Origin of the sequence: Photorhabdus caribbeanensis (assembly GCF_018448885.1) — a bacterium.
In the GTDB taxonomy this organism is placed as follows: domain Bacteria; phylum Pseudomonadota; class Gammaproteobacteria; order Enterobacterales; family Enterobacteriaceae; genus Photorhabdus; species Photorhabdus caribbeanensis.
This window is the reverse complement of the sequence record NZ_RCWB01000001.1, coordinates 337,269-360,577: the sequence shown is the minus strand read 5'-3', so window position 1 is coordinate 360,577 and position 23,309 is coordinate 337,269. Positions and strand designations below refer to the sequence as shown.

The 23,309-nt window shown below is 43.2% G+C and carries 24 protein-coding genes and 1 other RNA gene; 8 read left to right on the top strand and 17 right to left on the bottom strand.

Annotated elements, in window-relative coordinates:
- Positions 1-3: 3 nt before the first annotated feature.
- The 8 genes from era to rpoE form a co-directional block, all read right to left on the bottom strand.
- Positions 4-912: a GTPase Era gene (era, locus tag EAE90_RS01750; protein ID WP_046396034.1), complete on the bottom strand. Its 909-nt coding sequence runs from the start codon at positions 910-912 to the stop codon at positions 4-6.
- Complete coding sequence (gene rnc, locus EAE90_RS01745; protein ID WP_046396035.1) at positions 909-1,589, bottom strand: ribonuclease III; 681 nt, start codon at positions 1,587-1,589, stop codon at positions 909-911. Before rnc ends, era begins: the two co-directional genes overlap by 4 nt.
- Positions 1,590-1,765: 176 nt before the next feature.
- Complete coding sequence (gene lepB, locus EAE90_RS01740; protein ID WP_214051989.1) at positions 1,766-2,746, bottom strand: signal peptidase I; 981 nt, start codon at positions 2,744-2,746, stop codon at positions 1,766-1,768.
- 20 nt (positions 2,747-2,766) lie between these two features.
- Positions 2,767-4,563 (bottom strand): translation elongation factor 4, encoded by a 1,797-nt coding sequence (gene lepA / locus EAE90_RS01735; protein ID WP_214051988.1) that lies wholly within the window; start codon positions 4,561-4,563, stop codon positions 2,767-2,769.
- A gap of 192 nt (positions 4,564-4,755) precedes the next feature.
- Positions 4,756-5,220: a SoxR-reducing system protein RseC gene (gene rseC, locus EAE90_RS01730; RefSeq protein ID WP_214051987.1), complete on the bottom strand. Its 465-nt coding sequence runs from the start codon at positions 5,218-5,220 to the stop codon at positions 4,756-4,758.
- Complete coding sequence (gene rseB / locus EAE90_RS01725) at positions 5,220-6,176, bottom strand: sigma-E factor regulatory protein RseB (RefSeq protein WP_214051986.1); 957 nt, start codon at positions 6,174-6,176, stop codon at positions 5,220-5,222. Before rseB ends, rseC begins: the two co-directional genes overlap by 1 nt.
- A gap of 5 nt (positions 6,177-6,181) precedes the next feature.
- Positions 6,182-6,832: an anti-sigma-E factor RseA gene (rseA, locus tag EAE90_RS01720; RefSeq protein WP_214051985.1), complete on the bottom strand. Its 651-nt coding sequence runs from the start codon at positions 6,830-6,832 to the stop codon at positions 6,182-6,184.
- A gap of 39 nt (positions 6,833-6,871) precedes the next feature.
- Positions 6,872-7,441 (bottom strand): RNA polymerase sigma factor RpoE, encoded by a 570-nt coding sequence (rpoE, locus tag EAE90_RS01715; RefSeq protein ID WP_214051984.1) that lies wholly within the window; start codon positions 7,439-7,441, stop codon positions 6,872-6,874.
- Positions 7,442-7,607: 166 nt separating this feature from the next.
- Between rpoE and nadB the strand changes: the two genes are divergently transcribed.
- Positions 7,608-9,248 carry an L-aspartate oxidase gene (gene nadB, locus EAE90_RS01710; RefSeq protein ID WP_422615970.1) on the top strand — a complete coding sequence of 547 codons (1,641 nt, stop codon included), beginning with the start codon at positions 7,608-7,610 and terminating at the stop codon, positions 9,246-9,248.
- Positions 9,249-9,303: 55 nt separating this feature from the next.
- On the opposite strand, the gene trmN is transcribed toward nadB, so the two are convergent.
- Positions 9,304-10,038, bottom strand: coding sequence for a tRNA(1)(Val) (adenine(37)-N(6))-methyltransferase TrmN (gene trmN / locus EAE90_RS01705; protein ID WP_214051983.1), 735 nt, complete (start codon positions 10,036-10,038; stop codon positions 9,304-9,306).
- A 154-nt stretch (positions 10,039-10,192) separates the two neighbouring features.
- Between trmN and srmB the strand changes: the two genes are divergently transcribed.
- Entirely contained in the window at positions 10,193-11,530 is a 1,338-nt protein-coding gene (srmB, locus tag EAE90_RS01700) for an ATP-dependent RNA helicase SrmB (RefSeq protein ID WP_214051982.1), read from the top strand.
- 169 nt (positions 11,531-11,699) lie between these two features.
- On the opposite strand, the gene EAE90_RS01695 is transcribed toward srmB, so the two are convergent.
- From EAE90_RS01695 to EAE90_RS01680, 4 genes are all read right to left on the bottom strand, one after another.
- On the bottom strand, positions 11,700-12,218 hold the full coding sequence (locus EAE90_RS01695) for a DUF6622 family protein (RefSeq protein ID WP_214051981.1): 519 nt from the start codon (positions 12,216-12,218) through the stop codon (positions 11,700-11,702).
- Positions 12,219-12,230: 12 nt separating this feature from the next.
- Positions 12,231-13,445: an MFS transporter gene (locus tag EAE90_RS01690; protein WP_214051980.1), complete on the bottom strand. Its 1,215-nt coding sequence runs from the start codon at positions 13,443-13,445 to the stop codon at positions 12,231-12,233.
- A gap of 584 nt (positions 13,446-14,029) precedes the next feature.
- Positions 14,030-14,623: an ankyrin repeat domain-containing protein gene (locus tag EAE90_RS01685; RefSeq protein ID WP_246550195.1), complete on the bottom strand. Its 594-nt coding sequence runs from the start codon at positions 14,621-14,623 to the stop codon at positions 14,030-14,032.
- A 15-nt stretch (positions 14,624-14,638) separates the two neighbouring features.
- Positions 14,639-15,655 (bottom strand): Tle-like phospholipase domain-containing protein, encoded by a 1,017-nt coding sequence (locus EAE90_RS01680; protein ID WP_214051979.1) that lies wholly within the window; start codon positions 15,653-15,655, stop codon positions 14,639-14,641.
- A 646-nt stretch (positions 15,656-16,301) separates the two neighbouring features.
- Here EAE90_RS01680 and ung point away from each other — a divergent pair.
- Positions 16,302-16,982 carry a uracil-DNA glycosylase gene (gene ung / locus EAE90_RS01675; RefSeq protein WP_214051978.1) on the top strand — a complete coding sequence of 227 codons (681 nt, stop codon included), beginning with the start codon at positions 16,302-16,304 and terminating at the stop codon, positions 16,980-16,982.
- 68 nt (positions 16,983-17,050) lie between these two features.
- On the opposite strand, the gene grpE is transcribed toward ung, so the two are convergent.
- Positions 17,051-17,632: a nucleotide exchange factor GrpE gene (grpE, locus tag EAE90_RS01670; protein ID WP_036777822.1), complete on the bottom strand. Its 582-nt coding sequence runs from the start codon at positions 17,630-17,632 to the stop codon at positions 17,051-17,053.
- 124 nt (positions 17,633-17,756) lie between these two features.
- Between grpE and nadK the strand changes: the two genes are divergently transcribed.
- From nadK to bamE, 3 genes are all read left to right on the top strand, one after another.
- Complete coding sequence (nadK, locus tag EAE90_RS01665) at positions 17,757-18,635, top strand: NAD(+) kinase (RefSeq protein ID WP_214051977.1); 879 nt, start codon at positions 17,757-17,759, stop codon at positions 18,633-18,635.
- 89 nt (positions 18,636-18,724) lie between these two features.
- Positions 18,725-20,386, top strand: a complete 1,662-nt coding sequence (recN, locus tag EAE90_RS01660) for a DNA repair protein RecN (protein WP_214051976.1) — start codon at positions 18,725-18,727, stop codon at positions 20,384-20,386.
- A 193-nt stretch (positions 20,387-20,579) separates the two neighbouring features.
- On the top strand, positions 20,580-20,927 hold the full coding sequence (bamE, locus tag EAE90_RS01655; protein ID WP_214051975.1) for an outer membrane protein assembly factor BamE: 348 nt from the start codon (positions 20,580-20,582) through the stop codon (positions 20,925-20,927).
- Between the two features lie 57 nt (positions 20,928-20,984).
- Here the strand turns inward: bamE and EAE90_RS01650 are convergent, their stop codons facing one another.
- Together EAE90_RS01650 and EAE90_RS01645 are read right to left on the bottom strand one after the other, a co-directional pair.
- Positions 20,985-21,278, bottom strand: a complete 294-nt coding sequence (locus EAE90_RS01650) for an RnfH family protein (protein WP_088373216.1) — start codon at positions 21,276-21,278, stop codon at positions 20,985-20,987.
- On the bottom strand, positions 21,271-21,705 hold the full coding sequence (locus EAE90_RS01645) for a type II toxin-antitoxin system RatA family toxin (RefSeq protein WP_214051974.1): 435 nt from the start codon (positions 21,703-21,705) through the stop codon (positions 21,271-21,273). Before EAE90_RS01645 ends, EAE90_RS01650 begins: the two co-directional genes overlap by 8 nt.
- Positions 21,706-21,861: 156 nt before the next feature.
- On the opposite strand from EAE90_RS01645, the gene smpB reads away from it, so the two are divergent.
- Together smpB and ssrA are read left to right on the top strand one after the other, a co-directional pair.
- Positions 21,862-22,344: an SsrA-binding protein SmpB gene (smpB, locus tag EAE90_RS01640; RefSeq protein WP_214051973.1), complete on the top strand. Its 483-nt coding sequence runs from the start codon at positions 21,862-21,864 to the stop codon at positions 22,342-22,344.
- A gap of 50 nt (positions 22,345-22,394) precedes the next feature.
- Positions 22,395-22,758: a transfer-messenger RNA gene (gene ssrA / locus EAE90_RS01635) on the top strand.
- A gap of 311 nt (positions 22,759-23,069) precedes the next feature.
- On the opposite strand, the gene EAE90_RS23565 is transcribed toward ssrA, so the two are convergent.
- On the bottom strand, positions 23,070-23,258 hold the full coding sequence (locus tag EAE90_RS23565; RefSeq protein ID WP_246550193.1) for a hypothetical protein: 189 nt from the start codon (positions 23,256-23,258) through the stop codon (positions 23,070-23,072).
- Between the last annotated feature and the right edge of the window lie 51 nt (positions 23,259-23,309).

Here is a 23,309-nt window from a genome sequence, read left to right as displayed (position 1 = left end):
GCCTTATTTCAAATCATCGACGTAACCCAAGCTACGTAATGCTCGCTCATCATCAGCCCAACCCGCTTTAACTTTAACCCACAGTTCTAAGTGGATTTTGACATCAAACAGCCTTTCCATATCCTGACGGGCTTCAATACCAATAGTCTTGATTTTACTGCCTTTATTACCAATAACCATTTTCTTCTGGCCTTCACGCTCAACCAGAATCAAACCGTGGATATTGTAACCACCGCGCTCATTCGCCACGAACTGCTCAATTTCAACCGTGACAGAATATGGCAATTCGTCACCAAGAAAACGCATAAGCTTTTCTCGAATGATTTCAGAAGCCATAAACCGCTGAGAACGGTCAGTAATATAATCTTCCGGGAAATGGTGAGTCGCTTTCGGTATATATCCGCGCACAATTTTGGCAATCGTATCAACATTCATGCCTTTTTCAGCGCTCATTGGGACAACATCAAGAAAACTCATCTGTTTACTGAGAAAACCAATATGTGGCAACAAGCTGGTTTTATCGGTCACGTTATCCACTTTATTGATAGCCAGTAAAACCGGACACCGCAGATTACGCAGTTTGTTCAGTACCATCTCGTCATCCGGGGTCCAATGAGTCCCTTCGACAACAAAAATAACCAACTCCACATCACCGATAGAACTGCTGGCGGCACGGTTCATCAGCCGGTTAATCGCCCGTTTTTCTTCAATATGTAACCCAGGCGTATCCACATAAATAGTCTGATAAGCACCTTCAGTATGGATACCCATAATACGGTGACGGGTCGTTTGCGGTTTACGGGAAGTGATAGACACTTTCTGGCCTAAAAGCTGATTTAGCAGTGTGGATTTCCCCACATTAGGCCGCCCAACTATTGCAACAAATCCGCAATAGGTTTCTTGTTCGCTCATTCAAGCTCCAGTTGTTTTAATGCTTGCTCAGCCGCTGCCTGTTCCGCTTTGCGACGGCTAGAGCCTGTTCCTTTAACCGGCAGTTCGATACCACTCACTTGACAGTGAATAGTAAATTCTTGGTCGTGAGCTTCACCACGAACCATAACAACCAGATACGATGGCAGAGGCAGATGATGCCCTTGCAAATATTCCTGTAAACGAGTTTTTGGATCTTTCTGTTTGTCGCCAGGGCTGATTTCATTCAAGCGAGTTTCGTACCATCTCAGGATAATTCTTTCAATAGTCTGGATATCGCTATCAAGGAAAATCGCACCAATCAATGCTTCAACGGTGTCAGCCAGTATTGATTCACGACGGTAGCCACCGCTTTTCAATTCCCCAGGCCCCAAACGCAGGCATTCACCCAATTCAAATTCCCTTGCTAATTCAGCCAGTGTATTACCACGCACCAATGTGGCACGCATACGGCTCATATCCCCCTCATCAACACGAGGAAAACGATGATACAACGCATTGGCAATAACAAAACTCAGGATTGAGTCACCAAGAAATTCCAGCCGCTCATTATGTTTACTGCTGGCACTACGATGAGTTAACGCTTGTATCAGCAGATCATGCTGATCAAAAGTGTACCCCAGCTTACGCTGCAATCTGTTAATTACGATGGGATTCATGTGCTACCAATATCGGTCAGAATTCGTCAAATAAAAACGCACACGCAACAGACCTGTTACAGGAACCCCTGACAAAACTGTTGCGTTTGCACTGGCTCCTTACAGGAGCCAGTTATTAAGTTTGAAAGGACATTCTACACTGCGAGTAAAATTAATGCTTCGCTAATATAAAAATATTAATTAATTCCACCAATACGGCTGAAGCGAACTCCGGTAGGCCATTCTCCTTCCTGTTTTTCAAAACTCATCCAGATGGCGGAAGCGCGACCCACCAAATTCTTCTCCGGGACAAAGCCCCATACACGGCTATCAGCGCTATTATCACGGTTATCACCCATCATAAAATAGTGGCCTTCGGGTACGATCCACATTCCCTCTGGCAAGCCAGGCTGACGGAAATTAGGTACCGATAGTACACCTGGAATCTCCAAAATATGGTGAGTTACCGCATCCAGATTCTCAATTCGTTCACCCTGCCGCATACTGTAAGGCGGCAGCGTTTCTTCAACCGGGATTTGGAAAACACCTACCTTCCTCAAACTTTCACCCTTGGAATTGACGCCATACTGTTGCATTGTCCATTCACTTGGGAATAGTGAACCGTAAGAAACCGGTAATTCTTCCTGACAATTCCCTGTCTTGCTGCAATTAGAAAAAATACGCAGCTCTTTCTTCGCCGGATCATAAATAATTTTATCGCCCGGTAAACCAACCACCCGTTTAATGTAGTCAAAACTAGGGTCCAACGGGTATTTAAATACGGCAACATCACCACGCTTTGGTTCACCAGTCTTAATCAGTGTTGTTTGAGTGATGGGATCTTTCAATCCGTATGAATATTTCTCCACCAGAATGAAATCACCAATCAATAAAGTTGGCATCATGGAACCCGATGGAATCTGAAAAGGCTCATAAACAAAAGAGCGCAGAATCAGAACCACAGCTAACACAGGAAAAATAGATGAACAAGTATCCACCCATGTTGGCTTGTTAATAGTCTCAGCCAGATGCTCCTGATCCATTGTGCCTTCAGTCAACTCTTGCAATCTGGCAAGTTTTTTCTTGCGCGCTGGTGCCCATTTGAAACGATCAATACACCAAATAATGCCGGTGACTAACGTTGCCAACGTTAGGATCAGGGCAAAAGTGTTAGCCATTTAGACTCCTTACAAGCTTATTAATTGTCTTTACCAACATGAAGAATGGCTAAGAAAGCTTCTTGTGGTAACTCAACGTTACCCACTTGTTTCATACGTTTCTTACCCTCTTTCTGTTTCTGCAATAGCTTTTTCTTACGGCTGACGTCACCACCATAACACTTCGCCAAGACGTTTTTACGCAATTGCTTCACTGTTGAGCGAGCAATAATATGATTACCAATCGCAGCCTGAATTGCGATGTCGAACTGCTGACGAGGAATAAGTTCTTTCATCTTCTCCACCAGCTCCCGGCCACGGTACTGTGCATTGCCACGATGAGTAATTAACGCCAATGCATCAACTCGTTCACCGTTGATCAATACATCTACACGAACCATATCAGATGACTGGAAACGAGTGAAATTATAATCCAGCGAAGCATAACCGCGAGAGGTAGATTTTAATCGATCGAAGAAGTCCAAAACCACTTCTGCCATCGGTATTTCGTAAGTCAGTGCAACCTGTTTACCGTGGTAAACCATGTTGGTTTGCACCCCGCGTTTCTCAACACATAATGTAATAACATTCCCCAAGTACTCCTGAGGCAACAGCATATGACACTCAGCAATTGGTTCACGCAGCTCTTCAATATTATTCAGCGGTGGTAGTTTAGAGGGGCTATCCACATAGAGAACCTCGCGGCTAGTTGTCTCCACTTCATACACAACCGTCGGCGCCGTTGTAATAAGGTCGAGATCATATTCACGCTCCAGACGTTCTTGAATAATCTCCATATGCAACAGGCCAAGGAAACCGCAACGGAAACCAAAACCCAATGCAGAAGAACTTTCTGGCTCATAAAATAGCGAAGCGTCATTCAGACTCAATTTACCTAGTGCATCACGGAATGCTTCATAGTCATCAGAACTGACGGGGAATAGCCCTGCATAAACCTGTGGCTTCACTTTTTTAAAGCCCGGAAGTGGTTTTTCCGCAGGCTGACGGGCCAATGTCAAGGTATCCCCGACAGGCGCGCCAAGAATGTCTTTAATTGCACAAACTAACCAGCCCACTTCGCCACAATCTAATACATCGCGATCAACGCGCTTAGGGGTGAAAATGCCAAGACGATCGGCGTTATATACCTGGCCGGTACTCATTACCTTGATTTTATCACCCTTACGCAAGGTACCGTTTTTAATCCGTACCAGGGAGACAACACCAAGGTAGTTATCAAACCATGAGTCAATGATAAGAGCTTGTAATGGCGCATCAGGATCGCCTTCCGGCGCAGGAATCTCTTTAACCAAGCGCTCAATGACGTCTTGTACGCCGACCCCCGTTTTGGCTGAACAACGCACGGCGTCGGTAGCATCAATACCGACGATATCTTCGATCTCTTCCGCTACACGCTCAGGTTCTGCCGCCGGCAAATCGATTTTGTTCAGAACAGGGACAACCGCCAGATCCATATCCAATGCGGTATAACAGTTAGCCAGCGTCTGAGCTTCCACTCCCTGTCCCGCATCAACCACCAGCAACGCCCCTTCGCAGGCAGCTAGTGAGCGGGAAACTTCATATGAGAAATCAACATGCCCCGGCGTATCGATAAAGTTTAATTGATAAAGTTGCCCATCATTCGCCTTGTAATCCAAGGTGACGCTTTGGGCCTTAATGGTGATACCACGCTCACGCTCAAGATCCATAGAATCCAGCACTTGCTCTGCCATTTCACGATCTGTTAAGCCACCACAAATTTGAATAATACGGTCAGATAACGTCGACTTACCGTGGTCAATGTGAGCAATAATGGAGAAATTTCGTATTTGCTTCATTATAAATATTTTTCTGCCTTGATATTTCTGAGTCATTCGCCTAATGGACACACGAGGGACATAAAGCGACGGTTTATTAGGTCGGCCACCGGCCTGAAAGGCTGTATTCTACATGCCAAATCTACGAAAACCTAGTCATGCCTGCGGCTTTAAAGTATGAGTTGTTAAACGTTTTGGATGATTAAAATAGATTTATTCCCGATGCTGAATGTGAATGGCATCAGGAGGCAAGCCAATTTGCAAAACGACAGGTTGATATTCCTGCCGATTATCCCAGTAAGTGGCGATTCTGCGAGCAAAGAAGAACCCTAACGCGCCTCCTAAAACGCCACCACAAAACACCCACAATTGATTGGTCATCCATAACTGAAAAAGTGCGCCACCAAGGAATAACCCAATAAGCGGAGTCAGATAAACCAGCAACGCCGAACGCAGCAAGCTCCCTTCGGGGATGCCAACTTCCACTTTTTGCCCCGGCTGCAACGGTTGTAAAATCTCCAGTTCAATCTGATGTATGCCATCAGACCCTAATTTATTGAGTAAATAAGAGCCACACGTCGCTCGCGCCTGACAACTGCCACAACCAGAAGAGGAACCATAACGTAATAATGCCCGCCCCTGTTGCCAGCGAATTACTGTTGCCCACTCTTTGACCATCAATTAGCTCCTATAAATGCGATACCAGCAGCGATACGCTTGGCAGTCGCCAATGGTAACTCACCAATAATTGTCACCTCATTTGCTCCACGTATCGCACTATAAATCGTTCGGGGCCCACGACGGAGAGGATATTCCAACTTACCGGTCTTATTAACATTAGCCACATTCACGGAAAAGCTAAACAGGCCATCACTGAACATAATGGATTCAAGTGAGTCACTATTTGATAATTTACGACGGTTACGCGAAACCTCAACGAAACCAGCCGGTAATTTACCCACTTTCCAATTGAATATGACCTTTTCTGATGGTGGAATGACCAGCATTGGCGGCATATTCAAGCGAGTAATCACACTCATTGCATCATTGATACCCCCACCGATGGTGGAAGAAACAACCCTAAATTGCTCAAGCGTCTCACTATCACGATCAAGTAAATCAATACGTAATGGTAAATGCGTCTCTTCGTCGATCAGTAAAATATAATTATAACGCACTTCGTCTTTGGAGGTGATGCGTACAACCCTACACGGCCTATCACCGATATGGGTACGACCAACATCAATAAAATTGTAATACTTTTTCAACTGATTGAAGTCAGCAAAAATGACGGAGGGTAAATAATCAATAATATGATTACCACTAAGACTGAAAGCATCCAATCCCGGCTCAAAATAACTGATCTCATTACCACGCTGAACAACTTCCCGACGAGAGCCATCCATCTGCATAATCTGAGCAATTGGAATACCATCTATAACAGCGTGGCGATAACGAACTGAGACGATAGCCTGTTGGTTAAGATTGATAAAAGCAAGCTCGTAAGTCAGAGACTGAGTAGCATTTCTCATCTCCTGTAACAAAACCTCAGCGCTGCTAAACTGCGCCGAGGCTTGTAAAGGAGCAAACAGGCAACCTGCCAGCAAACAAACGGAAAACCAAATATGTTTCATTACTGCTATTGTGTTCCTAAAGATTGCGTTCCGGGAACCGGAATAGCAACCTGTGGTGAAATTCCCCGTTCGTCATTTTGCTTAAAATGCACACGGCGATCGAGTTCATATTGTTGCAGCATGATGTTAATACGTTTATTACGCTCCTGCATTTGAATGCGCTGATCATTACCAAACAGATCATCACCGGAAGGCACTCCCAAACTCACCGGAGAAGCCGATCCCATCATTGGCAAAGTATTAAATGCGGGCGTATCAGATTGATATTCAAGATCCTCAGCACTATGACTGTTGTACTGCTGCACACCAACCAATACTGCCAGCGAAACACAGGCTGCAACACTCACTTGAACCATTTGACTCACCCAAGGGCGCAACTTCTGCCAGAACGGCATTTTTTGCCAGCTCTCTGGTTGAGGCTGAGATTCAGGAATAGCCCCAGCAATGGAATGAACCGGCTCTTTTTCAAGCGCCAATGCAACCTGACTAGCAATATCCAGATGCAATACTTCTGTCACATCACCGCGCAATGTGTCACGGATCAAGTGGTAATTTTCCCAGCGTTTCTGCATTACAGAATCTTTAGACAAAATACTAACGACTTCACTATCAAGAGTTTCGCCATCCATCAATGCGGAAAGTTTTTCTCTTTGCATGCCAAAGTACCCTTCAGTATTGTTCCACTATTTTTAATTTTAAATCAGTGGTTGAATGTTATCATCAATGGCTTCCCTTGCACGGAAGATACGGGAACGAACCGTACCTACCGGACAATTCATAATGGTAGCTATTTCTTCATAGCTTAACCCATCCAATTCCCTCAGCGTTATTGCTATTCGCAAATCTTCGGGAAGAGATTCAATGGTACGGAAAACCACCTGCCTCAATTCTTCTGACAACATTAAATTCTCAGGGTTCGAAATTTCTTTCAATCCATTCGAAATTTCATAATTTTCTGCGTCACTGGCATCCAAATCACTGGACGGCGGACGGCGCCCTTGAGAGGTCAGATAATTCTTCGCAGTATTTACTGCGATACGGTACAACCAAGTATAAAAAGCACTATCGCCACGAAACGAAGCCAATGCCCGATAGGCTTTAATAAATGTTTCCTGAGCAACGTCAGGAACATCACCATGCGGAATATAGCGGGATAAAAGACTCGCCACTTTATGCTGATATCTGACTACCAGTAGGTTAAACGCCTTTTGATCACCTTTCTGCACTCGCTCAACCAGCATTTGATCCGTTAACTGCTCGCTCATCCGAGGTTAAATCTCCCGAAGCAAAGCTCCACATTGATATTTACTGAACTAACCATGATGTCCTATTCCCAAGCAAGCATGGCTTTAAGTAATAAAATTCTGCGAAGTTCAATTTCTGCCATCATTTTGTTGCAATCATCGCCTTTCTCATATCTGATAGGCTAACATGATTTTTACCCATCTTCTTCATACATCATCAATTATGCAATCATTATTCTCACAACATTACAGCGATGTACTTATTATCGGCAGCGGTGTCGCTGGCCTGTCTCTGGCTTTACGGCTGGCCTCACAATATAAAGTCACTGTATTAAGTAAGAGTATTCTCAGCGAAGGTGCATCCTATTATGCTCAGGGCGGTATCGCCGCTGTATTTGATAAAACAGACAGTATCGCATCTCATGTTGAAGATACCCTTATCGCCGGATCTGGGCTTTGCGATAAAAGCGCTGTTGAGTTTATCACCAGCAATGCCCGTCATTGCGTACAATGGTTGATTGATCAAGGGGTTATGTTTGATACAGAAACCAGCGAAGAGGGAGAAAAACAATATCATCTGACCCGTGAAGGTGGTCACAGCCATCGTCGTATTCTGCATCATGCTGATACAACCGGCAAAGAGGTAGAAACGACACTGGTTGATAAAGCGATGTCTCATCCGAATATTACGGTGAAAGAGCGCTACAACGCGGTTGACTTAATTACTTCCAATAAAGCCCGGTTAGATGGTGAAAACCGAGTCGTCGGCGCTTATATCTGGAACCGTCAGCAAGAACAGGTGGAAACTTATCGCGCCAAAGTCGTGGTATTAGCGACAGGCGGCGCAGCTAAAGTCTATCAATATACGACCAATCCCGATATCTCATCCGGCGATGGCATTGCAATGGCATGGCGCGCGGGTTGCCGCATCGCCAATCTCGAATTTAACCAGTTTCACCCGACTTGCCTTTTCCATCCACAGGCACGCAATTTCCTGTTGACAGAAGCCTTGCGAGGTGAAGGGGCATATCTGAAACGACCAGATGGCAGCCGCTTTATGCTTGATTTTGATGAACGTGCTGAATTAGCCCCTCGCGATATCGTAGCACGGGCGATTGACCATGAAATGAAACGCCTTGGTGCTGACTGCATGTTTCTGGATATCAGCCACAAACCAGCGGATTTCATTATCCACCATTTTCCTATGATTTATGAAAAACTGCTGACACTGGGCTTTGATCTAACAAAAGAACCGATCCCAATCGTTCCTGCCGCCCATTACACCTGCGGTGGTATTGTTGTCGATCATCAGGGACACACAGACCTCCACAATTTATATGCTATCGGTGAAGTCAGCTATACAGGTCTGCATGGTGCAAACCGTATGGCATCTAACTCTCTGCTGGAGTGTCTGGTGTACGGCTGGTCTGCCGCAGAAGATATCCAACAACAGATTGAAACAATAGCAGAAGTACCACCACTCCCCTTCTGGGATGAGAGCCGGGTTGACAATTCAGATGAACAGGTCGTCATTCAGCACAACTGGCACGAATTACGCTTATTTATGTGGGATTACGTCGGCATTGTGCGTACAACCAAACGCCTGGAACGAGCACTGCGCCGTATTAATATGTTGCAACAGGAAATTCACGATTATTATTCCAATTTCAGGATTTCTAACAATCTGCTGGAATTACGAAATCTGGTGCAAGTCGCTGAATTAATCGTGCGTTGTGCGTTAGACAGGAAGGAGAGCCGAGGTCTGCATTTCACACTGGATTATCCCGATTTACTGCCAGAATCAAAACCAACGATTTTGATCCCCTGATTTTTGCTGGCAAAACCTCTGCATGACCACGCTCCGGCGTGGTTTTGTCAATAATTCAATAATAGAGATAGAAATCCGTCACCAATTGCTGAAATTCTTGCGTATATGTACCGTCTGGCTGACGAATAGTCAATTCACTAATTAAGCCGGTTTTTTCCTTACGGGAAAATGCCAATAATATCCGATGCAATGGTTTGCTTTGCCTGTCGCGAATATTGACCCGATGATGGGAAAACCAACCCAAACGACATGCCATTGTTTCAAATTCCTCACCAATGGCATATGGCAGTACCACACAAAACAGACCATCCGTTGTAATCAACTTCTCTGCATATTGTAATAATCGCTGGTGAGTCAGTGACCCCGTATAACGAGCCTGTTCCCTTGCCTCATTTCGACAAGCAACAGCCGGTTGAAAATAGGGGGGATTACTGACAATTAAGTCATAACATTGCGAATACTGTTCAGCAAAATCACCAATATCCTGCTGATAAACATCTATTCTTTTCCGCCAAGGAGATTGTTCTACATTATCTTGCGCCTGCAATGCGGCTTCTGTATCCAGTTCCACTGCATCAATTTTAGTATTTTCATCCGCACGCTGTGCTAGCATCAACGCAATGAGTCCACTGCCACAGCCAATATCTAAAATCGTTTTTTTATCACTCACCGGAGCCCATGCTCCCAATAAAACGCCATCAGTCCCGACTTTCATCGCACACCGATCATGACCAACAAAAAATCGCTTGAAAGTAAATCCATCCCGGCGTAAAGGTCGTTTCTGTTTCAAATTAATAACCTATATCTATTTAGCTCAATAAATTTCGCCATAGGATAAGGGTTATTATGTTTCGATAAAAGCTATCTACTCTTAACTGACCGCTTTAATAGATGAACAATACGCCCAACCTGTTTATAATCGGCGGCCTAAACAGAGGTATATAATGACTGCAACAAACTTTTCTGAACTTGAGCTTGATGAACGCCTGCTTGACGCCCTAAATGATAAAGGTTACTCCCGCCCAACAGCCATTCAGGCTGCGGCTATTCCAGCAGCAATGGACGGGCGTGATGTATTAGGATCAGCGCCTACCGGTACCGGTAAAACCGCGGCTTACCTGCTGCCAGCTATGCAACATTTATTGGATTTTCCACGCAAAAAATCTGGACCACCACGCATTCTGATTCTGACACCCACCCGAGAGCTAGCCATGCAAGTGGCAGATCAGGCAAAAGAATTCGCTGCGCATACCAATCTGGATATCGCTACCATTACTGGCGGCGTAGCCTATATGAATCACGCAGAAATTTTCAGCGAGAATCAAGATATTGTCGTCGCCACTACAGGCCGTCTGCTGCAATATATCAAGGAAGAAAACTTTGATTGCCGGGCAGTTGAAACACTGATCCTTGATGAAGCCGATCGTATGCTGGATATGGGTTTTGCCAACGATATTGAAACCATAGCGGGTGAAACCCGTTGGCGCAAACAGACCATGCTATTCTCTGCTACTCTGGAAGGGGAAGCCATTCGTGATTTTGCTGAACGTTTACTGGAAGATCCAGTTGAGATTGATGCGGAACCATCACGTCGTGAACGTAAAAAAATCCAGCAATTTTACTACCGTGCAGATAATTTGGTACACAAAACAGCCCTGCTCTGCCATTTACTGAAACAACCTGATGTCACTAAATCCATTATTTTTGTTCGCAAACGTGAACGTGTACACGAACTTGTAAGTGAATTGCATCAAGCCGGCATTAAAGCCCGGTTCCTTGAAGGGGAAATGGTACAGGCGAAAAGGACGGAAGCAGTTAAGCTCCTGAATGATGGCAGCATCACTGTTCTGGTTGCAACAGACGTTGCTGCCCGTGGATTGGATATTGATGATATCAGTCATGTATTCAACTTCGATTTACCGCGCACCGCCGATGTTTATCTACACCGCATCGGCCGAACAGCTCGTGCAGGTCGCAAAGGTACTGCAATTACCTTAGTGGAAGCACATGATTATCCTTTATTAGGCAAAATCAGTCGCTATCTGAATGAACCACTAAAATCGCGGCTGGTTGATGAACTTCGCCCAACAACCAAAGCACCAAGTGACAAAGCTCGCAATAAGCCATCGAAAAAAGTATTGGCTAAACGCAAAGAGAAAAAGAAAGCGGAAGAATCGAAGAAAAAAGCCAAAATACGTCATCGGGATAGCAAAAATATCGGTAAACGCCGTAAACCTTCCGGTAATCCAAAATCGGAAGCGCCAACCAATAACAATGAGTAAATCTTTAAACGGGCCGATTGGCCCGTTAATTATAATATGCAGTTTCACGTAGTAAGATTATTCTGTAAGTAAATAGGACCCTCAGCAAACGCTTCTTTATTTCTATTAATAATTCATCAGGTATACAGCATGGCTGGGGAGAACAGAGAGTATTAGAGTTTCATAAACACTATTTGTAGACACTCTTGGTCCTATTTCTGTACCAAGGAATAAAAAGATTTAGCGTTCCTCCCCAGAAAATACCGTCAAGCACACCATTGCTAAAGCCAAAAAACAGATTGAAATGTAACGAATGCAACAACGCAGGGTGAATACTTAACATAGTCGTAATAATAAACTTAACGATAAATGTGATAACAATCAGCGTCAGCGTTAACGAAGTACCAGGACGGATGATTAAATCACTGTCTGCTTTTTCGCGTAACCTTGGTTGAGAACGCCACAAACCCCATCCCATTACAATCCCGGCAAGTAAACCTGCTATCATCGCTATCAAGGCTAACTCTGAGAATGTTGTTTCATAAATGACGTTATATATTCCCCAGACCAGGAATACTATTGGTAGTAAAAAAAGACGATCAATTCGCATTTCACGATCATACAAGGCACTGATCCCGCGCCTGATGAGAAAAGCAAAAAGAATCCAGACCCATATTGGGGTATCTTTAATAATGGTGGTCAGTGACATGTTATTCTCCTTTCATATTTTGCGAATGATCGCAGCAAATGCGATGGCAATGATTCCAATAGCACTGACAATTGCAGTCAATGTTAGTGTTTCAGAATATCCCACTGTTGCACCGATGATTCCTGCACCAAGATAAATGAATGGGTGTGCACCACTGGTAACAAAAGTATCTACTGCTACAACTTTTCCAAGGTCTTTTTCCGGAGAGAGAGTTTGCATAGCAGTGGCCCAACCAGTAAGCCAGGATGCTTCAACAATCCCAACAAACATTGCCCCCAGAATGACCATCCAAGAGAAGCCCCCTATACCCAATAAAAACATTGCACTACAGAGAAATAAACCACAGATCACGGCAAGTCTTATTAGACGTTGGTGCCCAGCAGTAAGTACTGTTATAACAGATCCAATACATGCACCAGCTCCCGAAGCTGCCAGACAAAACCCCCACATTGTATCGCTGAATCGATCACTGATTGTGTATGGAGCGATGACTAAGAAAATAGGGAAACACAAGACATTCAGGATCAATGTCGCGATAAATCCGAGTAGCAATACAGAGTTACCAGTAATAACTGTGATACCGTTCAATACCTCACGTATAGAGAATTTATCATCAGAACCACGAACCCCTATATCGGGTATCAGGGCAGTAAAAAGAGCTGCTGCGAAAAACGTAATACCATCAACCAGTATTCCCCATGCTGGTTCCCACAATATGATCATAACTCCTACTGTGGCAGGAAAGACTACTGCCACAAAGTTATCTATAAAATTCATGGCTCCATTTCCTGCCACTAAGGCTTGCTTGGGTAGCAAGTTTACAAGCAGAACTTGAGCACATGGGCGAGAGACGCCAATGCCAATACCAAATATTAAATAGGCAAGTACTAATCCCCACCATGGGGCGTTTAACATAAGTAACATAGTTGCAGCAACTTGCGCTAACCCTCTGGCAGTATCTGTCGCAATGAGAATGTGTTTTGGTGACTTTCTGTCTGCTAACAGACCTCCAGCAACAGCCCCAATGACCGTCCCTAATCCTACCGCAGCCATGATGACGCCAAAAACCTCCCCACTAAGTTTGGCATGAATCAACGCGACAGGAAGGGCAGCTAAACAGACTGCATCACCAATCATTGACAAGCCTTGACCAATGAGCAATTTCCGGAATGATGAGGAACGTAATGCCTCGGAATAAGGCGATGCTCGTCCAGAGAATGAAGTCATATGTTTCTCCACAAATAATAGATACGTCCATCTGGACAACATTCGGTAGTGAGTTTCTTCCCTCCACAGTAGATGTCAATGATACCGTCTGCAAGTATACTGACCATAAGTCGTTACCCACAAAAATAAAGCATTATTGCTTAAAAAGAAAATAAAAGGCATAGGTGTATTGGTATTATGGGAAGCGATTTATTAGCCGAATCCGCCATTATCGGTAACTTTGAATATATCCTCTAGACTCTGCCCCGTAGATCCAGACGCATTTACACTTTTAGGCTTGTGATATTTGTCTAAGCAGATATTCCTGTAGCAAATGATATCTTGGCTCACTCTAAGGATACTTATAGCAATGTAGATATCATTTATCATATAAGCTCACTGTGAAAAACAGAAATATATTTAAGGTAATATATCCAGCAACAGTGGGTTTTAGACATTGTTTATTAAGGAAAATAAATGAATATATAAAATGCGATAAAAACATGGTGATTTGTGAGTTGATCCTAATGCTCCAACCCACAATTTCTGATTTAATTTATTGATATTTAAATGAAAAATAACGGGCCAAATAGCCCGTTTTTATCTTACTTCAAATAATACCGGCTGACTTGCTGAGCTTTCAGCCAATGATTGACTTCATTATATTCCGCTTGCATCTCATAGCTCTGCGCTTTTAACGGTGTGAGATTGAGATACATCTGGAACGTTGATTGTTGCCTGTTTTGCAATTTAGGATCAGCGCCCGACTTCAACAATATCAGCACCAGTTCCGGCGAATTGATTTTGGCTGCAATATGTAACGGAGTATCTCCAATCCGATTAGCCTGATTAGGATTAGCACCGGCGGCCAACAGTAATTCAATCTGCATTCTTCTTCCTACCTGAACTGCAACATGTAAAGGTGTTGCTAAGGTTACAGGATGCATAATATTCACATCCGGCACGATTGATAACAAAGATTTAAGATAATCAGGGTTGTTGATTTTTGCAGCCGTATGTAAAGCACTTTCTTGTTGCAAACCAGGTTGAGTAGGATCAGCGCCCTCTTTCAGCAAATTATTAACATCATCCATTCGCTGATTGAATATAGCCCATTGTAACGGAGTTATATTTTCTTCACTCCGCTGACAATCCAGTTCCGATTCAGGCTCAATTACTTCACCAATTTTCATTTTCATCGCGCCTCTCTTTAATTATGTGGAAACACTCAGATCCGGTTCATTAAGCTTGACTAGAGATTCTTCTTGCTGTTCATCATTTAAAGATGACCAAGGTTTGTATATCGTTAATAATTCCAGCATCTTTTTAAGAGAATGTGCTTTTAGTCCACGTATCAGATTATGAGGAAACCCTTGATCTGATTCTCCTGAATTATCATTGTATTTCAGTAAGATTTTATGTCCTATCGGCTGAGATACGGGCAGTTTCTGTTGTAATGTATCAAGCAAATCATGTTCCACAACATAATGACGCACCAATCCATTTTCAGCGATAGCCCTACCCTCTTGGGGTGAAAACCCCAAATTTTTCATCATATTGTCAGAAACACCGGCTGAATTAAATATTACCGCAGGCTTTCCAACTGATAATGCGGCTGTCGCGGCTAATCCCCCTCCCAAAGAGTGCCCGGTAAATAATAAGTTTTCCCCAAATGCCATTCTGGCGGTACGAGCTAAATCAATGGCTTGATGATATTGAGCTTCATCAAATCCAAAACCTTGTCGTAAATTAGTTAATATATCCTTCAAATCATTAGTGCCCACAAAAGCAACTATATAGAGATCATCTTTCCGATAAATACCGGCCTGAAAACCTGTTGTTTCATCCCTTAAATTTGCCGGTTCTATTCCTGCCTTTAATAATTCACCGTCAGAAAGACGAACATAATCACCTATTCCCATCGTGGTGCGTATGTAGACATCATCAGAAATTAAGGTCAACATATAATCAATTTCATGAGATTGTTTACCACTAATTTGTTCAGACTTAATTCCTGTGATTGACTTTAAATTAATGTTAATACTCTGCTCATTAATTAATGATTGATAGACTCTATTACTTTGTTTAGTTGTTTCAGAGAGGGAAAAAACTTCTGTGGTCGCTTTTTCAATATTCTGATCTGGAACAGAAGGCGGTGTAACAAGTTGAAGATTATTTAAAACGGGAAAACTTGAATCGACTGATAGATTCATTTCAATTGATAAACTCATAAAATTCCCCTAAAGATAGTTGAAAATAATCGACGATCTAATTAGTACAACTAATCTATCGGCAGGGAATACCATTAAGTTAAATAAATGTTTAAATTTTGTTAAAAAAATTAAGCAATTGTGATTCTTCTCTCTGATAACAGAGAAATTTCTACCTATTATTTGTCGATAAATAGCCAGAAAAGAGCCAAAGTGAACTGACTGCTTACAACAAGTATTGTTTTGATTTCATACGATATTCAAACGATCCAGCTTATCCTTAACCACAATCTGGCCCTTCACGGTATTGCATACCCGTAATCATTTCTATCTCTACGCCCGCACAATAAACAAAATTATCAATGAATTATCTGGGGTATTCGGTCAGGCCAATATGTCTCATTCCGATATACTCACACAAATGAGGATACTCATTGATTCAGAACAGTTAATTTCATATAGTTACTATAAAACATATTGCTACCTTATGTTTTAAATAAGTTTCTATAGCTAACCACAAAGCAATTCTTTGGATAAACTTTCAAAAATACTTTACAACATTGAAATAGTTATCAAGAATTTAGTTTTAGTGTGCATCAAAGGTTTTCCTCTGATTTTGTAATCGGTCAGCTAGCATCCATTTGGTAATCTATAAAAAGGATTTACTATGTCCGCACCTCTCACATGGCACGACGTAATCGGTAACGAGAAAAAACAACCCTATTTTCTCGACACACTGGCCTATGTCGCAAAAGAACGTCAGGCAGGTAAAACCATTTATCCGCCACAACAGGATGTATTTAATGCATTCCGCTACACCGAATTGGCTGATATTAAGGTGGTGATACTTGGGCAAGACCCTTACCACGGCCCCAATCAAGCACATGGCCTCTCTTTTTCTGTACAACCGGGTATTCCTACACCACCTTCTCTGGTTAATATGTACAAAGAATTGGCATCCGATATACCTGACTTCCAGCATCCAAATCACGGTTGCCTAGTCAGTTGGGCTAAACAAGGAGTGTTACTACTCAATACCGTACTCACCGTAGAACGTGGTAATGCACACTCCCACGCGAATCTGGGATGGGAAACTTTCACTGATAAAGTCATTGCCGCTATCAATGAGCACCGTTCAGGCGTCGTTTTTCTGCTTTGGGGTTCCCACGCTCAAAAAAAGGGCTACTTTATTGATGCTAATAAACATCATGTTCTCAAAGCACCTCATCCATCTCCACTATCTGCCCACCGAGGGTTCTTTGGCTGCAAACACTTTTCAAAAGCCAATGCATTGCTAGAAAAACAAGGCATCGCGCCAATTAACTGGACACCTGAGTTGCCACAATAAAAAAATGCCGCCCCTGTCGGAGCGGCACTGATACTTATTACTGAATTAAAATTACGACTAAGCTAAAATTACTTCGATACGGCTACCATTGCCGGGCGCAACAAACGGCCATTTAAGGTATACCCTTTCTGCATGACCATCATGACATGATTCGGTTCATGCTGATCGGATTCCATCATGGTCATGGCCTGATGAATTTCAGGATTAAAAGGAACATTTGTGTCGCCAACAACTTCAATACCAAATTTACCCACAGCCCCAAGGAAAGACTTCAACGTCAGCTCGATGCCTTCAACCATAGGCGCTATTTCGGTATTAGTACGATCTGTTGCCTCCAAAGCGCGCTCAAGATTATCAATCACCGGTAGCAGTTCATTGGCAAATCTTTCTAACGCAAACTTATGGGCTTTTTCCACATCTTGCTCAGTACGACGACGGATATTTTCAACTTCAGCCTTAGCACGCAAAATGGCATCACGTTCACGTTGTTGCGCCTGCTTGAGCTGTTCTTCCAGCTCTGCGACACGCAGATCAACAACGCTTTCAGTCTCCGATGCTTCTGCTTTATCCGCACTGTTTTGCTGTTCAGATACAACTTCCATATCTTCCGAGACTTGCTCGTCAGGCATTTTTTGTTCTTTACTACTCATGAATATCTCCGCGTATTTGGCATTAATCTCGCTACTTAGCCTATTATGGGGATCTAAACTGGGGATTCAAGGGAACCCGCCATATTGTGAGGATAAAACCTCTTGCTAGAAGGAAATTACAACGATGAATAAAAAATTCAAATGCATAGGTATTGTTGGCCATCCTCGCCATCCAGAAGCGCTTGCTACTCATGAGATGCTTTATCATTGGTTAAAATCCAAAGGTTATTCTGTCATTATTGATCGTCAGGTTGCCAAAGACATTGGTTTAAAAGATGCACGAACTGGCGGTCTGACCGAAATTGGTAAACAAGCTGATTTAGCTGTCGTCGTTGGTGGCGACGGCAATATGTTGGGTGCTGCCCGAGTCCTTTCCCGCTATGACATTAAAGTCATTGGCATTAACAGAGGCAATCTGGGTTTTCTAACGGACTTAGATCCAGATAATGCCCTACAGCAACTTTCTGAAGTATTAGATGGCGAATATCGAAACGAACATCGCTTCCTGCTAGAAGCCCAAGTCCGAAGAAACGGACAGAAGCCCCGTATCAGTACCGCAATCAACGAAGTCGTACTCCATCCAGGGAAAGTGGCACATATGATTGAATTCGAAGTCTATATCGATGAACGTTTTGCCTTTTCCCAACGTTCTGACGGACTCATTATCGCAACGCCAACGGGTTCCACAGCTTACTCGCTTTCCGCAGGTGGGCCGATTCTCACACCTAACTTGGATGCTATCGTCCTGGTACCAATGTTTCCACATACATTGTCTTCCCGGCCATTAGTTATCAGTAGCGAAAGTAACATAAGGTTGAAATTTTCCCAAAATAGCAACGACTATGAAGTCAGTTGCGATAGCCAAATAGTTCTACCTATACAGGATGGAGAAGATGTGATTATTAGCCGCAGCAAACAGAAGCTTAATCTCATTCACCCTAAAGACTATAATTATTTCAATACATTAAGTACAAAACTAAGCTGGTCTAAAAAAATGTTTTAAAAAAATAAGATTTCACTACTTTACTGTATAAAAAACCAGTTTATACTGTATGAAGATACAGAGGTGTTTTTATACACAGGAGAAGTGTGATGCTCACCCAGTTAACCATTAGCAATTTTGCCATTGTTCGTGAGCTGGAAATTGACTTCCAGCCAGGTATGACAGCCATCACGGGTGAAACCGGCGCGGGTAAATCCATCGCAATTGATGCATTAGGTTTATGTCTGGGTAATCGTGGTGAGGCCAATATGGTGCGTAGCGGGGCTTCTCGTGCTGATATTTGCGCCCGGTTTTCTCTTTCTGATACGCCTTCTGCGCATCAATGGTTAGAAAATCACCAACTTGATGACAGCAATGAATGCTTACTACGCCGTACAATAACGTCAGATGGTCGTTCCAGAGGCTTTATCAATGGCACTGCCGTACCGCTTTCCCAATTACGTGAACTAGGTGCCCATCTTATTCAAATTCATGGTCAACACGCTCACCAATTACTATTGAATAATAGTCACCAAAAACGCCTGCTTGATACTTATGCTAATCAATCCAATCTACAAAATGAAATGAAACAGGCATATCAGCAATGGCACCAAAGTTGTCAGGATCTTGCTCGATTCCAACAACAGGCGCTTGAACGTCAATCCCGTCAACAGTTGCTGGAGTATCATTTAAAAGAACTCAATGAGTTGGCACCGCAACCAGGTGAATATCAGGAACAAGATAATGAATATAAACGGTTAGCAAACCGTGGTCAGTTACTCTCTGTCAGCCAAACCGCACTCCAGCTACTCAGTGATAACGATGAACAAAATATTATCAGCCTGCTAAATTACGCTAAACACGAACTGTCAGAACTCATCACTATGGATGATAAATTCAACCAGTTACTCACTATGCTGGAAGAAGCATCCATTCAAATTAATGAAGTCAGCGATGAACTCCGCCACTACGGTGATCAACTGGATATGGACCCAAATCGTCTTTTTGAATTGGAACAAAAAATTTCACAACAAATTAGAGTGGCTCGTAAGCACCACGTTGCTCCGGAAGAACTTCCTTCACTTCATCAACAATTATTGGAAGAACAGCAACTACTGGCGCAGCAAGAAGATGACTGCACCTACCTTAGTGAACAGGTTAATCAACACCATAAGCAGGCATTGGAAGTCGCAAAAAGATTGCATCTGGTTCGCCAGCAATATGCCAAAGAATTAAGTGAGCTCATTACTCGCAGCATGCATCAGCTCGCCATGCCACATGGTCGCTTTACCATTGATGTCTCTTTTGCACCTGAACATCTGAATGCTGATGGTTCAGATAAAGTTGAATTTAATGTCACTACTAACCCTGGTCAACCACACCAATCTCTCGCGAAAGTTGCTTCGGGTGGTGAGCTTTCCCGTATTGCGCTGGCAATTCAGGTTATAACGGCTAAGAAAATGGAAACGTCCGCCTTGATTTTCGATGAAGTAGATGTTGGTATCAGCGGCCCAACAGCCGCAATCGTCGGCCGTCTATTACGTGAATTAGGCGAATCTACCCAGGTTATGTGCGTCACCCACCTGCCTCAAGTAGCCGGTTGTGGCCACCAACATTTTTATGTCAGTAAACAGACTGACGGTGAAGAAACTGAAACTCAAATGCAGTTGCTGGATAAAAAAGCCAGATTACAAGAGCTGGCGCGGCTTCTCGCAGGCAGTGAAGTGACAAAAAATACCCTGGCAAACGCTAAAGAACTGCTAGCAGCATAATTTGACACAACTTTTGCGTATATTTAAGGTCATAGCTAAAGCTTGTACACCCTATGGATTTCAAGATGCATCGCGGCGGTGAGCGAGTGCAGCCAACAAAGAGGCAACTTGAAAGATAACGGGTATAAAGGTTTTCAATTTCGTCAAGGTCTATTATTATCAACACCCTGACTCCTAAAGGAATGTAATTACCATGCGCTGTAAAATGTTGACTGCCGCTGCTGTATCATTTGTCATGCTGACTGCGGGTTGCTCTACGCTGGAACGGGCTGTTTATCGCCCTGACATTAATCAGGGGAACTACCTAACACCTACTAGTGTATCAAAAATTCATAAGGGAATGACCCAGCAACAGGTAGCTTACACATTAGGAACACCAATGTTACAAGACCCGTTTGGAACTCAAACGTGGTTTTATGTATTTCGTCAGCAACCTGGGCACAAAAAAGTAACTCAGCAAACTCTGACACTGACATTTGACAGTAATGGTGTACTGACTGACATTAAAAACGAAAATTCACTCACCGAAGATCTTCAATAACCAAAGAGTTAAATAGACAGTCAGTCAAAAAAATGGATGACTGGCTGTCTATGGTAGCTATTGAGCATTATTTTTAGCCCGCTCAGCACGCTTACGACGCATTTCTTTTGGATCAGCCAATAATGGGCGGTAAATTTCCACCCTATCACCCTCTTCCAAAATATCCGTCAACTTAACTGGACGGCTATAAACTCCAACCTTATTCTTTTGCAGATCAATATCATTACGCAAAGTCAGCAAACCTGATGCAACTATTGCTTGCTCGACAGTTGCGCCTTGAGCCAATTTCACCGTACGCAGATATTGGCGATCAGGCAATGCATAAACAACTTCAACATTGATATCAGACACGATAAACCTCGCGTGCACGCAAAGTAAAAGCCTGCACCATACTCCCGGCCAGTTCCTTAAAAATCTTACCGAAAGCCAATTCAATCAGCTTATTAGTGAATTCAAAATCAAGTTGTAACTCAACTTTACAGGCATCTTCACTCAGAGGGATAAAGCGCCAACCGCCCATTAACTTACGAAAAGGCCCGTCGACCAGTTGCATATTAATGCTTTGGTTATCGGCCAGAATATTCCGGGTAACAAAAGTCTTACTTATACCCGCTTTCGAAACATCGACTGATGCAGTCATTTCATTATTGCTAACACTCAGCACCCGACTACCGACACACCCCGGTAAAAAATCCGGGTAAGAGCCAACATCATTGACCAATTTGTACATTTGTTCCACGCTGTACGGTACTAACGCAGAGCGACTAATCTGTGGCATATAATTTCCTGTAAGGCTTAATTGTAGCGAATAATATCACCTATACGTGATCAAAGAAAAATCTGTCAGCGTATAATGCAATAAACACTCATTAATCAGCAAATATGTGCGGGAAAAGATTTCTTTCACCAAAGCATTCAGTATAATGCATACACTATGACAAAGAAAAAAGCACACAAACCCGGTTCGGCAACCATTGCCATGAATAGACGAGCTCGTCACGAATACTTCATTGAAGAAGAATTTGAAGCGGGTCTCTCGTTACAAGGATGGGAAGTCAAATCACTGCGCGCTGGTAAAGCTAACATCAGCGACAGTTACGTTTTGCTCAAAGATGGAGACGCTTATCTTTTTGGCGCCACCATCACCCCGTTAAATGTAGCTTCTTCCCATGTCGTCTGTGATCCAATGCGTTCACGCAAACTCTTACTTAATCAGCGCGAACTTGACTCATTATATGGTCGAGTCAATCGTGATGGTTATACCGTTGTTGCCTTATCTCTTTATTGGAAAAACGCCTGGTGCAAAGTCAAAATTGGCGTAGCAAAAGGCAAAAAGGCACACGACAAACGTTCAGACATCAAAGAACGTGAATGGAAATTAGACAAAGCACGTATTATGAAGAATTCTGGGCGATAAATTCTGGCATTATAGTTTAGTATTCTGATATACTTGCTTTTAAGACACTTGGGGCTGATTCTGGATTCGACGGGATTCGCGAAACCCAAGGTGCATGCCGAGGGGCGGTTGGCCTCGTAAAAAGCCGCAAAAAAATAGTCGCAAACGACGAAAAATACGCACTGGCAGCTTAATAACCTGCGCAGAGCCCTCTCTCCCTAGCCTCCGCTCTTAGGACGGGGATCAAGAGAGGTCAAACCCAAAAGAGATCGCGTGGATGCCTTGCCTGGGGTTGAAGCGTTAAATCTAATCAGGCTAGTTTGTTAGTGGCGTGTCTGTCCGCAGCTGGCAAGTGAATGTAAAGATTAGACTAAGCATGTAGTACCAAGGATGTAGGAATTTCGGACGCGGGTTCAACTCCCGCCAGCTCCACCAATTTAGTAGGGACAGTGATAGGACAACAGCTTTAAAAACAGTGAGTTAGCAAAGTTGATTGGACACTGACCGGACAATGAAGGGACACAAAAGGATACGCAAAGGAGCCGCGGAGCTTTTGGAAAAACCAACCATGATTAGGTTGGTTTTTTTATGTCTGTAGCACAGCAGTTCGTGTCCGTTATTGTCATCATACCCGCAATAGTTCTCTCCTTCCCATTTATAACCTTACAAGTGGCAGATTGAACATAAGGTAACTTCATTGCTTCTTGTTGCATATTGCTGTTGATTAGCTGAGTTCCCGGCCAATGTCACAAAATTCGCAGGTAATAAGGAATACCCAATGCTGTGTCATACCAACACTCACCCAGATATGTACTACAGGCACAAGCGACATCCTGCGCTACAAAATAGGGATTATCAGTAATGACGATATTTCCGGAGTCATTGAGTGTTAAATCCCATGACTCGGTATCAAGCAGAAGTGAACGAGTTCGCATTTTCGATTCCTATGGAAATAAAAAAACCGTAATTAAGAGGTGTAGATATGA